The sequence below is a fragment of the Mycolicibacterium fluoranthenivorans genome (assembly GCF_011758805.1).
GTDB classification, from domain to species: Bacteria; Actinomycetota; Actinomycetes; order Mycobacteriales; family Mycobacteriaceae; genus Mycobacterium; species Mycobacterium fluoranthenivorans.
Map to the genome: position 1 here is coordinate 399,644 of NZ_JAANOW010000003.1, position 14,223 is coordinate 413,866.

15 protein-coding genes and 1 tRNA gene are annotated in these 14,223 nt (G+C 64.2%); 12 read left to right on the plus strand and 4 right to left on the minus strand.

Annotation, left to right across the window (positions count from 1 at the left end; genetic code table 11):
* The first annotated feature begins 15 nt into the window (after positions 1–15).
* The 3 genes from FHU31_RS25360 (at position 16) to FHU31_RS25370 (ending at position 2,416) form a co-directional block, all read left to right on the plus strand.
* Positions 16–963, plus strand: coding sequence for a metallophosphoesterase (locus FHU31_RS25360; protein ID WP_167163469.1), 948 nt, complete (start codon positions 16–18; stop codon positions 961–963).
* The gene (cds1, locus tag FHU31_RS25365; protein ID WP_263988018.1) at positions 960–2,078 is read left to right on the plus strand and encodes an L-cysteine desulfhydrase Cds1; all 1,119 of its coding nucleotides are present in this window, start codon (positions 960–962) and stop codon (positions 2,076–2,078) included. The genes FHU31_RS25360 and cds1 overlap by 4 nt, the downstream gene beginning before the upstream one ends.
* A gap of 264 nt (positions 2,079–2,342) precedes the next feature.
* Positions 2,343–2,416: transfer RNA gene (locus tag FHU31_RS25370), tRNA-Pro, on the plus strand.
* Positions 2,417–2,468: 52 nt separating this feature from the next.
* Here FHU31_RS25370 and FHU31_RS25375 read toward each other — a convergent pair.
* On the minus strand, positions 2,469–3,791 hold the full coding sequence (locus FHU31_RS25375) for a tyrosine-type recombinase/integrase (protein WP_109749372.1): 1,323 nt from the start codon (positions 3,789–3,791) through the stop codon (positions 2,469–2,471).
* Positions 3,792–3,805: 14 nt separating this feature from the next.
* Between FHU31_RS25375 and FHU31_RS25380 the strand changes: the two genes are divergently transcribed.
* From FHU31_RS25380 to FHU31_RS25405, 6 genes are all read left to right on the plus strand, one after another.
* On the plus strand, positions 3,806–4,003 hold the full coding sequence (locus tag FHU31_RS25380) for a helix-turn-helix transcriptional regulator (RefSeq protein ID WP_043985064.1): 198 nt from the start codon (positions 3,806–3,808) through the stop codon (positions 4,001–4,003).
* A gap of 133 nt (positions 4,004–4,136) precedes the next feature.
* Positions 4,137–5,720 (plus strand): AICE element replication initiation protein, encoded by a 1,584-nt coding sequence (locus tag FHU31_RS25385; RefSeq protein WP_043985063.1) that lies wholly within the window; start codon positions 4,137–4,139, stop codon positions 5,718–5,720.
* 79 nt (positions 5,721–5,799) lie between these two features.
* Positions 5,800–6,258, plus strand: coding sequence for a hypothetical protein (locus FHU31_RS25390; RefSeq protein ID WP_083000306.1), 459 nt, complete (start codon positions 5,800–5,802; stop codon positions 6,256–6,258).
* Positions 6,259–6,475: 217 nt separating this feature from the next.
* On the plus strand, positions 6,476–7,312 hold the full coding sequence (locus FHU31_RS25395) for a TIGR04255 family protein (RefSeq protein WP_131630695.1): 837 nt from the start codon (positions 6,476–6,478) through the stop codon (positions 7,310–7,312).
* 122 nt (positions 7,313–7,434) lie between these two features.
* Complete coding sequence (locus FHU31_RS25400) at positions 7,435–8,061, plus strand: helix-turn-helix domain-containing protein (protein WP_133052440.1); 627 nt, start codon at positions 7,435–7,437, stop codon at positions 8,059–8,061.
* Between the two features lie 83 nt (positions 8,062–8,144).
* Positions 8,145–8,939: a hypothetical protein gene (locus FHU31_RS25405; protein ID WP_070953155.1), complete on the plus strand. Its 795-nt coding sequence runs from the start codon at positions 8,145–8,147 to the stop codon at positions 8,937–8,939.
* Positions 8,940–9,247: 308 nt separating this feature from the next.
* Here FHU31_RS25405 and FHU31_RS25410 read toward each other — a convergent pair whose 3' ends face one another.
* Positions 9,248–10,045, minus strand: a complete 798-nt coding sequence (locus FHU31_RS25410) for a hypothetical protein (RefSeq protein WP_043985058.1) — start codon at positions 10,043–10,045, stop codon at positions 9,248–9,250.
* 484 nt (positions 10,046–10,529) lie between these two features.
* Positions 10,530–11,216 carry a TetR/AcrR family transcriptional regulator gene (locus FHU31_RS25415; protein ID WP_263988017.1) on the minus strand — a complete coding sequence of 229 codons (687 nt, stop codon included), beginning with the start codon at positions 11,214–11,216 and terminating at the stop codon, positions 10,530–10,532.
* 156 nt (positions 11,217–11,372) lie between these two features.
* Here FHU31_RS25415 and FHU31_RS25420 point away from each other — a divergent pair, with 156 nt between their 5' ends.
* The 3 genes from FHU31_RS25420 to FHU31_RS25430 all read left to right on the plus strand — a co-directional run bounded on the left by FHU31_RS25420 (position 11,373) and on the right by FHU31_RS25430 (position 13,039).
* The gene (locus FHU31_RS25420; protein WP_208411447.1) at positions 11,373–11,831 is read left to right on the plus strand and encodes a PaaI family thioesterase; all 459 of its coding nucleotides are present in this window, start codon (positions 11,373–11,375) and stop codon (positions 11,829–11,831) included.
* Positions 11,828–12,499, plus strand: coding sequence for a TetR/AcrR family transcriptional regulator (locus tag FHU31_RS25425; RefSeq protein WP_043985056.1), 672 nt, complete (start codon positions 11,828–11,830; stop codon positions 12,497–12,499). Before FHU31_RS25420 ends, FHU31_RS25425 begins: the two co-directional genes overlap by 4 nt.
* Before the next feature lie 75 nt (positions 12,500–12,574).
* Complete coding sequence (locus FHU31_RS25430) at positions 12,575–13,039, plus strand: DUF6188 family protein (RefSeq protein WP_043985055.1); 465 nt, start codon at positions 12,575–12,577, stop codon at positions 13,037–13,039.
* A gap of 47 nt (positions 13,040–13,086) precedes the next feature.
* Here the strand turns inward: FHU31_RS25430 and FHU31_RS25435 are convergent, their stop codons facing one another.
* On the minus strand, positions 13,087–14,136 hold the full coding sequence (locus tag FHU31_RS25435; protein ID WP_167163470.1) for an LLM class flavin-dependent oxidoreductase: 1,050 nt from the start codon (positions 14,134–14,136) through the stop codon (positions 13,087–13,089).
* Between the last annotated feature and the right edge of the window lie 87 nt (positions 14,137–14,223).

The window sequence follows — 14,223 nt, forward strand, 5'->3', positions numbered from 1 at the left end:
CAGTAGTCTGCTGTCATGCCGTACGTCAAGAACACCGCTGCCATCGCCGCAGGCACCCTGGCCGCCGGCATCGGTTATGCGTCCCTCATCGAGCGCAACGCGTTCGCACTGCGCGAGCTGACCATGCCGGTGCTCTCACCGGGGTCCACCCCGCTGCGGGTGCTGCACTTGAGCGACTTGCACATGCTGCCGCGGCAGCGGCGCAAGCAGGCGTGGCTGCGTGAGCTGGCGGCGCTGGAACCGGACTTCGTCGTCAACACCGGGGACAACCTGTCGCATCAGCGCGCGGTCCCGGCCGTCGTGCAGGCACTCGGCGATCTGCTGTCGGTACCCGGGGTCTTCGTGTTCGGCAGCAACGACTATTTCGCCCCGAAGCCGAAGAACCCGGCGAACTACCTGGTCAAGAAACACAAGCGGATCCACGGCGCGCCCCTGCCGTGGCAGGACCTGCGGGCCGCGTTCACCGAGCGCGGCTGGCTGGACATGACCCACACCCGCCGAGAGTTCGACGTGGCGGGGCTGCGTATCGCGGCGGCCGGTGTGGACGACCCGCACCTGCGGCGCGACCGTTACGACGCCATCGCCGGGCCGGCCAGCCCGACCGCCAATCTCCGCCTGGGCATCACCCACTCGCCGGAGCCCCGGGTGCTGGACCGCTTCGCCGCCGACGGCTACCAGTTGGTGATGGCCGGGCATACGCACGGTGGGCAGCTGTGCGTGCCGTTCTACGGCGCCCTGGTGACCAACTGCGAGCTGGACCGGTCCCGCGTGAAGGGCCCCTCACAGTGGGGGGCCGATATGAAGCTGCACGTGTCGGCCGGCATCGGCACGTCCCCCTACGCGCCGCTGCGGTTCTGCTGCCGGCCGGAAGCCACCCTGCTGACCTTGGTCGCCGCGCCCACGGGCGGCGCGGTGCTCGGCGCCCGGGCCGGACAGGCGCACCCGACCGTCACGGCGCGGTGAACCCCCGGACATCGAGCGAAGGCCAGACCGTCACCCGCAGCCGGCCACGCGCGTGGGTGGACAACGCCGTCCGGCTGATCGAGGCCGACGCGCGCCGCAGCGCGGACACCCACCTGCTTCGCTACCCGCTGCCGAGTGCCTGGGCCGGCAGGGTCGACGTGCAGTTGTACCTCAAGGACGAGACGACGCATATCACGGGCAGCCTCAAGCACCGGCTGGCCCGTTCGCTGTTCCTGTATGCGCTGTGCAACGGATGGATCGGTGAACACACCACCGTGATCGAGGCCTCGTCGGGTTCCACGGCGGTCTCCGAAGCGTACTTCGCGGCGCTGCTCGGGTTGCCCTTCATCGCGGTGATGCCGTCCTCCACCAGCGCCAGCAAGATCAAACTGATCGAATCACAAGGTGGCCGTTGCCATTTCGTGGCGAAGTCGGCGCAGGTGTACGCCGAGGCCGAACGGCTGGCGGCCGAAACGGGCGGGCACTACCTGGACCAGTTCACCAACGCCGAACGGGCCACCGACTGGCGCGGCAACAACAACATCGCCGAATCGATCTTCGATCAGATGCGCGACGAGGCGCATCCGGTGCCGGACTGGATCGTGGTCGGCGCGGGAACCGGCGGAACCAGCGCGACCATCGGCCGGTACCTGCGCTACCGCCGCTACCCGACCGGGTTGTGCGTCGTCGACCCGGAGAACTCGGCCTTCTACCCGGCGTATGCGCAGGGCCGCGACGATATCGTGACGGGCGCATCGTCGCGGATCGAGGGGATCGGGCGTCCCCGGGTGGAGCCGTCGTTCCTGCCCGGCGTGGTGGATCGGATGGTGACGGTGCCCGACCCGGCGTCGGTCGCCGCGGCGCGCCATGTCAGCCGGGTACTGGGCCGGCGGGTGGGACCGTCGACGGGCACCAACGTGTGGGGTGCGTTCGGCCTACTGGCCGAGATGATCGCGCAGCAGCGCAGTGGATCCGTCGTGACGTTGCTCGCCGACAGCGGCGACCGCTACATGGACACCTACTTCGACAACGAATGGGTGACCAGCCACGGGCTGGACCCTTCGGAGCCGGCGGCGGTGCTCGACGAGTTCGAACGCTCCGGGTGTTGGCTCTGACCCTCGGCCCGGCCTGTCACGAACAGCCACAACGCCGCGAGAGCGAAGAACCCGACGTAGACCAATGCTCCCAGTCCGGTCATCTCTGCCTCCCATGTGTCGTGTGAGCGCGGTGCCCTGGTTCGTGTAACGCCGGCGACGCTCTAATTCTTTCCTAATCTGGAAAGTGCTGACCATCGCCACGCCGGGGGCACCAAGAAACCCGTCTTGAGCAGGCGTTTGGCTTCGCGGTACCCCGGTGCGATACGCTGTCGTGGCTTCACGCGGGGTGTGGCGCAGCTTGGTAGCGTGCTTCGTTCGGGACGAAGAGGTCGTGGGTTCGAATCCCGCCACCCCGACTCGTGTGATCGCAGGTAGAGGCCCTGACCGGGAATTCCGGTCGGGGCCTTCTTACTTCCCAGTCCGCAGCTGGTCCGCAGTGGCTGCCAGAGACCGCATTCGCGCGGCATCTAGTGCAACTGAAACTTGCTCCAGGTCGTCGGGGAACAGGTCGGCATACGTATCCAGGGTCAAGACCGCAGAAGCGTGTCCCAGCATCGTCTGAACAGCCTTGACGTTGGCCCCGGCGCTGATCGACAAGGACGCTGCCGTATGACGAAGGTCGTGAGGCGTGACGGTGGGATACGCCGGGTCTGCTTCCTGAAGCCGTTGGACAGCCATGTTGAACACCCGCGGCCGCCACGTCGACACTCGCAACAATGCTCCGCCGGGTGACGTGAACACCAAATCGTCTCGTCGCTTGCCGATCATGATCGCGGCCAGCGGATCAGCAAGGAACGCAGGGAAGGGCACCGAGCGACGCTCGTGGGATTTGGGTGACGACCACACCACACGTCCCTTGACCTCGGCGACCGCCTCACGGATATTTACCCTCCGGCGGAGCATGTCGAAGGACTCCACCCGTAGCGCTGCCATCTCGCCCCAGCGCAGCCCGGTGTAGGCCAGGAATCGAACAACAACGGCGTACTCGCCGACCTCGCGGGCCAGAAGCTCCACCTGCTGGTGTGTCAGGTAGCCCCGCGCTCGGTGCTGTCGTCGCGGCGACTTCACTCCTGTGCACGGATTGCGGGGGATCCGTCGATCGTCGACGGCCATCTCCAAGATCTGCCTCAGGACGCTGAGCGCGTTCTCGATGGTGGCCGGTTTGGCTCCGCCCGCCGCCAATTGCTGCACCCACGCCCTGATATCCGACGATTGCACGTCGGCTACAGCGACCGCGGCCCACCGGCCTTCGACGTAGCCCGACCAGGCGAATGCGCGTGTCGCAACCGTCGTCTCCTTCAAATGACCCTGTGTGCCAAGCCATTTCCCATGCAGCTCACGGACGGTGATGCGCCCGGCTTTCGGCGCGACATAGGTGCCGATCGTCTGAGCGGCCGTGATCTCATTGAGAAAGGCCTGAGCGTCCACCTTGCGGTCGAACGAACGCGTGTTCTCCCCGCCTTGATCGTCGACGTAACGGGCCAACCAGCGGCGGCCCATACCGCTACGTGCGGTGGGGCTCCCGTCTGATCGACGCCACCGGTCCTCGACACCAGCCCGACGGTTTCGTCGCTGCAAGTCGACCACCTCCTCTACCGCCAGTTTCACACCGACCACCGACAGCCGACGAAAGCGTTCGGCTGAAGTCAATTTGTAGGCGAAGTTGAGGGTACTGGTGGACAAATGCAGGGCGCCACCACCACCGTTGGATTCGTTGACAGAACCCACCATTGAGGAGCAGCTACATGGATCTACTGAGCGCCAAACAGGTTTCGGACATCATCGGCGTCCCCGTTGGAACTCTCCGCTACTGGCGCCACTGCGATATCGGGCCGGCCAGTTTCACCTTGGGCCGCCGGGTCGTGTACCGGCGCGACGAGGTACTGCGATGGATCGCGGAACAAGAAACCGCGACCCGGCGGGGAGGCGGAGACGCCGCGTGAACCGCGCCCACGAAAAAGACCCCGGGGCCTAGCCGAGGTCTTTGTTCGAACCACCTGATCATCCGACACGGAAGTTCCACATGAGAATAGCTCGTCAACGCAGCCTGCATAAGCACGGTGTGCAGGAAATCCTATGAGCGACAACACCGAGACGGACAAGAAGTCGGTGGCCGCGCGCTTGGTCGGCATGGCACAGGAACGCTACCTGCTCGGACTCTCCGATGAGGGTGAGCCGTTCGGAGCTGACCGCGATCGCCCGCACTTGGTCATGCTCCTCCGCGCCGGCAAGGCCGGTCTACGCGCCGACCTAGCCGCACGGTACTTCGCCGAGACCGGCGCGGTCGCCGGCGGCCAGGCCCTGACTGACGCCACGCTGATCCTTGAAGGATTGGCTGCCACGAAGCCGCCCGAACGCCTGAACCTCCGCGTCGCTGACGATGACGGCACGATCTACATCGATACCGGACTACCCAACGGCCAGGTGATTCGTATCCGACAGGGCCGGTGGACGCTGACCGAGCGGGCACCTGTGCGCTTTCTACGCACCAAGTTGACCGGAGCGATGCCGCTGCCGGCTCAGGGCGGGGATATCGAGAAGCTCTGGGATTTCGTCAACGTCGACTTCGAAGACCGACCGGTCCTCCTCGCTGCCCTCATTGCCGCTCTTGTCCAGACCGACGTCCCACACCCGATCTTGGCGCTGTTCGCCGAGCAGGGCAGCGCCAAGAGCACAACCACACGCATGCTGGTCGATCTCATCGACCCGTCACCGGTTCCCCTACGGCAGGCACCGCGTGATTCCGATTCGTGGGTCACTGCGGCGTCCGGGTCGTGGGTTGTTGCCTTGGACAATCTGTCGACGATTCCGCCCTGGTTGTCGGATTCCCTGTGCCGTGCCGCCACAGGCGACGGCAACGTCAAACGGGCGTTGTACACGGACTCCGATCTCGCGGTGATCAAATTCCGGCGGTGCGTCATCATCAACGGCATCGACGTCGGCGCAGTGCGACCCGACCTCGCGGAGCGACTGGCGACAGTCGACCTGCGACGCATTGATCGCCACATGCGACAACCGGAAGCCACGATGCGACAACAGTGGCGCACGGCTCTACCAGGCATTTTGGGCGGGCTTCTTGATCTGGCCGCCGTGGTTCATCAACGGCTGGAAACCATTTCGGTCGACGTGTCGCCACGGATGGCGGACTTCAGTCGCACGCTGGCGGCCGTTGACGAGATTCTGTCGACCCATGGCTTCCGGCGTTACTTGTCACGCGCCAGTCAACTCTCCGAGGACAGCCTGTCCGCCGACCCGTTCATCGAACAGCTAAGGCTGCACATCCGGGAACCACTCATCGGAAAGTCCGGCGGCGACCTGCTGGCGACAGTCACGCCGACCGGCGACACCTGGCGCAGACCAAAGGAGTGGCCTCGGAACGGCCGGGATGTCACAGCCGTCCTGCGACGGCACGCACCTGCGCTCCGGAGTCTGGGTTGGGCGATCGAAGACGATGGCGCTCGAAATCATCGGAACGTGCTGCTGTGGACCATCTATCCGCCCTACAAAGATGTGTCGGCCAAACAACCCTCGCAATCCTCGCGTCCCTCGCGCATTTCGGCTCCGCGTGAGCTGTCGTCCTTTGTTCAAGATCTGCCGGCGCCCCGCCAGACCATCCCGAACAAGCATTCGGGCGACAATCTCGACGTCGAGGCCTCATGACCGCGCTCGTCGTCACGGCTGCGCCGGACCTTTCGGGCACAATCAGCACCACGTCCCTCTACGTGAGGAGTTGGTGTCCGTGAGCGCGCAATTCGAGGCGATCGCCCAGGCGGTCATCCACGACTGGCCTGACTACGGGTGGTCCGGCCGATTGGAGGCGGCCATCAAGCAGCTGTATCTGTCAGAACTTACTTATCCGGCAACATGGTCCAGCGACCGTTGCGAGGAGTTCGCAGAGAGCCACGCCGGCGACGACGCGCTCCTTCTCACCAGCTCACTGGACGACCTCATCGATACCGTCACAGATTGCTATGTGCGCGATCACGGAGTTCTCCCCCATCGTGACGATTCAGCTCTGTTACTTACAGCGGCGCGTCGGGACGTGCTCGACGAGCTGGAGCTCCGGTTCGCGGCTGACCTACCTGCCGAGATCGCCGCGTTGACAGCCCACGGTGTTGGAAGGGCAAATGGCTCTCTGACGGCGTGCGGGCCGGCCCAACGGCGGCAGAGCAGCACACTGCGCCTAAGCCGTTCTTAGGTAGGTTCCGTTTTGCGGCGGCACCATCCGCTTCGAAATGGCCTTTCGCACTCCCGTGTCGACAGACGAGATGCGATCGAGCGGCGCATAGATCCCTTGAAGCCGCGTTCGCTATTTCCGGACCGGGGGCGCTGCCTCTCCTGCTCCTCATCTCTGACGATAGCGCCTACACTTGTCGGTAGGTGCATCTAAGGTGCATCTCTATGGACAGGACAGTATGACCATCGATCCACACACACTTCGCCCAGCTGAGGACGTTCCATTGGGGGGGCTGCCCTCGGCCGATCCGACCCTGCTCGGAAACGCTCCCCTCGAAGTCGCAGTGATCGAGATCCGGTATACCGCCCGTACCGACGAGATCACACCGGAGGTCGCCGCTGCTTTCCGGGACGACCTTGTGGAGAACACGGGGGTGGACTTCCCGAGCATTCAACCCACCGTTCAACAGCAGATGAGGATCGACTTCGGGGCCAACGGCGTTGCCCAGGTGGCAGCGGAGTCCAGTGGGTGGCAAATTGCTTCCGCGGACGGAGCACACGTCACGCTCATGCCCGACATCCTGATCATGCAGGTCAACCGCTACGAGCGGTGGCGTACCAGCATGAAGGCTCCGCTAACCGTTCTGGTCGAATCTCTCGGACGGTTAGTCAAGCCATCGTTGGTGCACCGCATCGGTCTGCGGTACGTCGACCGCTTCCATGACAGTGGGTTCAACTCTGCAGAGGCTTGGCGTGGCCGGATCGACGACACCCTTCTGGGCCCTGTGCTTAACCCAGTGTTCGGCGGCAGTGTTCGAGGTGCTCAACAGCAGGTGGAGATCCGGCTTGATGATCATCACGGCGCGTTGCTGCGGCATGGACCAGTTCGCGATGATTCGGGCAAGTGCGTGCAGTATCTACTCGATACGGACGTGTTCCGCCACTCCTCATTCACGTTCGACGTGCGAGAGGTCGTCATCTCAGCGGAGCGGCTGAACCGCACTTCGTTGTCACTTTTTCAGGCGTCGGTTACCGATACCTACCTGAAAGAGCTTCGAGAAGGGAGCGCGAAATGACGATCATGGAGCAGCAGCCGACCGGCTCCCGCGTGCTCCGGTCACCTTCCTGGGCCCGAGCACAAAAGGGCCTGTACCCGGCCCCTTGCGAGGACGGACTCTGGTCCAGCACGTTCGTGGAGATGAGTTCATCGCCGGGGTTGCGGGATGTCGTCGCGCATTTCTCTGGAGCCCTCGACCCGTGCGGATGGGATCAGGTTCGCGTCGAAGTTTTCAAGAGTCTCGACGGGCAGATGAACCTTCCGGGCTCGGCGCTGTGGTTGACGATGCCGTATACATTCATCGATACGGTGCTGTCCGACGAGCAACAGGTCGACGAGACGGTCGACGTTCTTGATGCCTTCGAACGAATCCGAGCCGAACTGGGCCTAACGCAGAAGGAGATGTTCAAGGCCACCGGCATCAACAAGCGCACGTTCCACTCGTGGGCGGCAAAGCCCCCCGCCAGCCGGCCCCGTGTAGCCAGCTTGGGTGGACTGTGGGAGTTGGCGGACGCCGTCGACGACCTCCGCAGCACACTGGACCAGCCGATGAACAGGTGGCTGCGTGCCGACAAGAAGCGAGCCTCCGCACTACTCGACGGCCGGTTCGACGACCTCGTTGACCTGGCTGTGGATCGGACGCCGTTCCCTCGGCGAGAGATCGGCACTTCGGTATACGAGGGGATCGCCGAACACGTCGAGACACCGATCATTCGAACCGGTGGTCCGGTGGTGACCGAGAACGTCGAGGACGGATTCGCCCGGTGACTATTGATCGACTCCTGCCGGAGCGATGGCCCCCGCACACGCTTCTCGCTCTGGAGCGGTGGCGGCAAGGGCATCTTCTCCCGATGGATCGCGGCGCATGGATCGTCCCAGCGTGGGTAGATGACCCTGTAACCGGAGAACCCGCTGCCGATGGAGCGTTGGGTGAGGTGCGTGCTCGGTCAGCACCATTGAGCGACAGCGGGTATGCCGCGGTGGTGTCACAGACCTGCGACATTGCGGGCGGTCCCGGGATGCGGCATCCGCTGGTGCAGGCATGCCCGGTACGCGACATCTCAGTCTTTTCGACGGAGAAGGTCCAGCAGATCAAAGACCATCAGCTCTCCGACTACGTCTGGCTAAGTGAGCCTCCGGTTCCTGGAGCGGTTTGGGCCGTGGACCTGCGCGCGATCGTTCCGGTCAGCAAGGGTTTGCTCGCTGCGCAGGAACCGGTCGTGGGGTTCGCCTCGATTGAGGACGAGCTCATTCTCGGACAGCGCCTTGCCAGCAAACTTGGCCGGCCTGCTGTGCACGATGCGCTTGCCGGTCCGGTATTCGAAGCTCTGCGCAAACTCATTTCGAAGGCGAAGAAGTCGCAGGACTGGTGCGATGACGTCGAACAGCTTCGTTTGGAGATCGTCGAGGGGACCACACTGTATCCGAAGCGTGTGCGACTACTCGTGCTGACAGACGTCCGCTTCGGACCGTCGGAGAAGAAACCGCTTCGCGACGAATGGAAGTCCCATCGGAAGTCATTGAACGCCGCCGGGATTACTTGGGAACCAATCCATTTCCTCACGGTCGACAAATGCCCCGTGCGACTCTATCGCGCGTCGGTACCCATCGAAGCGCCGACTCTCGAGCGCGGACGGTTTGCATAGACCCACTCGGGGTGTCCGCCTCACCAATCGCACAGCTGATTTCGGACAGGGTGGCCCCACGTACCTATCGAAGCACGCCGCGGTCCGCTCCCGGCCGGATCGCGGAGTCAGAAGGCAGGTTACGAGCGACTGCGCTCACTGGCGACGGATCCGCCCTAGGGCGCTCGGCAACGCCGATGCCGATGTTGCGCAGGACGCACATCGATTGCCTGGCGGGTTATCTGCCACGTGACCCAGGTTACGCAGCGCGCATCACGCGGGCACAACGGGCGTTGACGACCAGATGATCGATACGGTTGCTGAGCCGTTCAGGCGCGATACGGATAAACAGCTTTGGCGAGATCACGCGCCGCCGTCAGAGTCGCTCGGTCGAGGTCCTTGTGCCGTGCCCGTTCCGTGAGCCTCGCTAGCAGCGTGCACAGCGCCCGCTCGTCCCGGGAGGCAATGTCTGCGGCGTCGAGCGCGCTGACAGGGACAGGAGCCGGTGAATCTTCAGGCGTCAGGGCGAGGTCGGTCGCGGAACCGGCCCTCGGCACCTCGACGACGCGGATCGGCGTTCCGTGGCGCTCGGCAGCCATGCGTGCAGCAGATGAGTCGCGCCGACACGTGTCCGAGCAGTAGAGCCGGCGGCGTCCGCGACGTGGCCTGTCTTCAGGATCCATCATCAACACATCGCATCGCACGCACCGCGGCCACTCCGTGTCCACACGAGCGTCGCGCCATGCATCAGCGCGCGCAGCCGGTTGCTTCTTAACGGTTTTCGCCGCCTTGCTGCGCAGCAGCGCGCGTATCTCTCTGACATCAACACCGACCAGCTCGGCGATAGCCGCCAACGTCGCGCCACGTTCCCGCATGTCCTTGATCGATGCACAGGCTTCCGCGTAATAGCGGCTGCGCCTGCGCTGCGCCTCCGCCTCCGCTTGCTGGCGAGACTGCGCGACGCGACGGGCCTGCCATTCGTCCACATCCTGCAGGCGTCCGATCAACGCCCGAACGGCGGTCGCGTCATCGGCGTTGGCACGGTCCTGCTGCGCTCGCACTTCGTTCGCTCGGCGTTGCGCCTCGACGGCGCGACGACGCGCCTCCAGTTTCGACACAGCAGTCATGTCGACAACCTACGAAGCAACACGAGGTTTGGTCCACGACCACAGCCACATTCGTCTCAGTTCCGCGCGTCGCTCAGCGTCACTTCCGATGGCGCGCCCCGGCCGCTGTCGTCACTGCCGAGTAACCCGCCCCGCTTGCCACCAAGCCATCCCTGCCAGCCAGTTCCTCCAATTCCGACACACCTCTTGCACTCTGGGGCCAGCACGATCACTTTTCGTCGGACGATAAACACGCATCCATCCGCAATGCCATTGACGAAAGTGCTACGGGGTCTCAACGCGAGCAACCGCACTGCGAACGCTGAGGCGGTTCACGTCGCCTGGCCCGACATAGTCGTCGTGGGCATGCCTGCGATCTGCGTGCACGGCCCCTAGCGAGTGACGGCGAACATTTCGCCGGTGCCATCGCCGACGTGACTGGAGTGCAGAGGAAAGTTCGAAGACCAGCCAGACTGGGCGCAGTGAAACTCGTTGTGCTAGAGGGCTATGCGAGCGGTCGCCCTGCATGCAGACTGGCGGCCTTCACGCGCTTGGTCTCGCCATCGTCGCTCTTGCAGTGGGCGGCGAGAAAGTCGTCGACGAGGTTCACGCAGTCGTCGTGAGTGATGGTGCGGATCCCGGTCATCCGGGCGAAGGCGAGTGGGCCGACCAGTTGGCACAGCGCCAGTTCTCGGTCGAAGTTCTCCAACTCGGCTTGTGCCTTCGGGCTAGAGAGTATGGCGTCGAACGGTTGCCGGTACTGGTCGACGACTCGGGCCCGCAACGCGCCGGATGTGTGTCGATCATCGGCTTCGTTCGTCGGGCCGGTGGGACCAAGGGACAGCCATGCCAGGGTCGTGACATGCAGTGGCGCGTCGTTGAAAAGAGCGGCTTGGCGGCTTAGCAATTCGATCAGCTGGTTACGCAGAGGGCCGCTGGTCGGTGTTGGAGTTGCCACCTGTGGAAGCAGTCGCTCGAACGTGGCTGCGAGCAGATGGGACGAACTTTGGAAATGGCGGTAAAGCGTGGTTCTGGCCACTTTGGACGCTTTGGTGACGGCATCGATCGTGACGGCTTCCACGCCGCCAGTGCTCAGAAGGGTCGCGGCTGCATCCAGCAGTCGATTTCGGGACCGGATTCGCCGCGGGTCCACGTCATCGTCAGGGACCGGCGCTGGCTGACTGTCGCTCACTCAATTCACCTCGGCGGTCGATTTCACGCGATGCTGTCCTGTCAGTCTAGCATTGTGGTACTAACGGTATCGAAGCGAAACCGATAGTATTGGAGCGTGATTGTGCCGGAAAGCGCGTCGCTGCCGAAGCGGTTACCTTCGCACACGACAACGTGCATGGGTTGCGGCCCGGACAATCCCCACGGACTGCAGTTGGTGGTGCACCGCAGCGGCGACGCGGTGTACTCCGACGTGATTTTCGACGAGCGCCACATTGGGGCTCCTGGGCTGGCCCATGGCGGAGCAGTTGCGGCGGCGTGCGATGACGTCTTGGGATTCACATTGTGGATCGCCGGCACACCAGCGGTGACTCGCAGCCTGACAGTGGAGTATCTGCGGCCGGTACCTCTGCATCAACCCCACAGGATCACCGCCCACATCCGGTCCCGCGAAGGACGGGCTCTGCACGTCATGGCGACGGGCACTGATTCCGATGGGGCCAACCGCTTCACCGCCACTGCGGTATTTGTCGCGGTCAGCACGGATCACTTCGCTGCGCACGGCGACGTCAGTGCTTTTGGCGGCCTTCTCGAACAGTTCTCACGCCACGGCGGCCTCGACGACGGGCGATCATGACGCTCCCCCTTTCTCGCAGCCATGGCAAAACCCGACCGCTGGAGGCAAATTCAGCCGGCGGCCGGACGCGGACCGCTGTAGCGCCCGCCTCGCATTCATCCACCCAGCGCCGGGAAGCGATTCTGGACGCGGCCCTGCTCGTGGCCACGTCAGGTGGCTATGAGGCGGTTCAGATGCGGTCGGTCGCCGAGCGGGCCGGTATCGCCGTCGGCACGCTCTACCGCCACTTCCCGGCGAAAACCAACTTGTTGGTGGCGGCGCTGACGCGCGAGTTTCGCCGACTCAACTCGGCTGACGACTGGGCTAGCGGTGACGGCACGCCACTGGAACGGCTCGAACGTCTCACCACACACCTACATGACCGCTGGCAGCGCGACCCCTGGCTGACATCAGCCATGACACGAGCCTTCGCCGTTGCAGACACCCGGGCAGCCGCAGAACTAGACAGCGCCGCCGCCGAGATTCAGAACCTGCTGGCCCGCACGCTCAGGGGCGGCGAACCGACTCCCGCCGATTTACACATCGCCGCGATCATCTCCGACGTGTGGCTGGCCAACCTCGTGGCCTTCAGTGGCCACCGAGCGTCGGCCGCCGCTACCCGCGAACGCATCGACCTGGCCACTCGGCGCGTGGTGACCAGCCGCGCACGACCCGCGGAAACCGCATAACGATACTAGTAGTATCGCAGCGCTACCTAAAGTACCCTTAGGGCGAGGCTCGATGACGCGGCGAAGGAGAGTGCCATGTATACCCAATGGATCGAAAATTGTGTCGTGCAACGCGTCTCCGTGCGCGACGGCCTGGTCCTGGACCTGGACGACTACAACGAGATTGTCATCTCGTGTCCCTTGCTGCTGACACTGCCTGCGTTCGACCGGTATCCCGTAGAAGCGGTGCGCATCGATCCACTCAAGATCGCGACAGACGAACGCCCGTTGTTGAACCTCGCCGGCGCGGTGTGCACTCAAGCCTGGTCCGGCGACGATGGAGGGCTACACCTGAGGTTCTCGCGTGGACACAGCATCGACGTCGACCCCGATTCCGAGGAAACGGCATGGGAGTTGTACGGCAAGCGCCACGGCTACATGGCATGCCTACCCCGGGGGCGGGTACGCGTGGTTCGCCACGACCTCCCCGACAGCGACGACGCCAACATCGTCAACAACGCCGCACAACTGTCGGCGGGGTCGGCGCGACAGACGCACTAAATGCGACCGCGGACGGGGACGGGTCAACTTCGGCGGCAATGCGTGGATCAGATTGAACGTGGACCGGACTGCCCTGGCGACATCGAGGCGGGCGAGCATTCCCGAATGATGCTGTCGAGGTTTTGCTGCACGCGCTCGGGAGCGATGCCAACCGATGGTGAATACAGCATGATGTGGTCCAGGACGCCGTCGTAGCGGCTCAGTTGTTCACGGACCTCGTCTGCCGTCCCGGCGACACCCATGGTGTCGATCATCTCCTCCGACACCGCGGCGAACATCGCCGGGAAATCGCGCTGGGCGAATGCTTCCCGGATGGTTCGGCCTTCGCTGGCGAAGCCGTTTACATCGAGTACCGTCTCGTACGATTTGACCGAGGAGTAGAACGCAATCTGCTGCGCCAGTTCGCGCCTCGCAACCTCGGCGTCGTCGTGAATGGCGCACATCACCATGGAAATGATTTCCACGTCATTGGGGTCGCGGCCCGTGTGCGCGGCACCCCGGGCGATAGCGGGCCGGACGATCTCCTCTACGTAGGTGGTCGTGAACAGGGGATGTCCGGCCAGGCCGTCGGCCACCCGCCCGGCCGCCTCGCACATCCGGGGCCGAACACCGGCAGTGACGATCGGGATCGCCCGGCTGGAGGGTCCCACGTCGCCGGTCGGGGTGAGATTCATTCTGTAGAAACGGCCCTCGTGATGGATCGGGCCTTGATGCAGGTTCCATATCCGGCGCAGCAGCATCACGAGTTCTTCCATCCGCAGTGCGGGTGCGGAGGTGTCGGGCACGCCGTGCCAGTCGCTCATCATCCGTTTGGTGCCGTTGCCGATGCCCAGCACCAGTCGTCCGTTGGAGAGTTCGTCGAGGTCGCGCGCCTCGGTGGCCAGCACCAGGGGACTTCGGCCGACGCCATAGAGAATGGAGGAACCGATCCGGCAGTTCTGTGTGCGGTTGGCCATCGCGGCCATGGAGATTGATCCCGACCGGGAGTAGAACTCCGAGGCCCATACGGCGTCGAACCCGGCCGCGTCGGCGGCCTGTGCGGTCTGGGCCAGTGACTTCAAATCCGCGCCGAGAACCGACAGGCCGTAGGTGCTCATGACCGGTCTCCTGTGCGCGGGCGCGGCCCGTCGAATATGACGGTGCTGACCCGTGGCCGCCGTCTGGTGGAGGTGATCCTCGGCGAC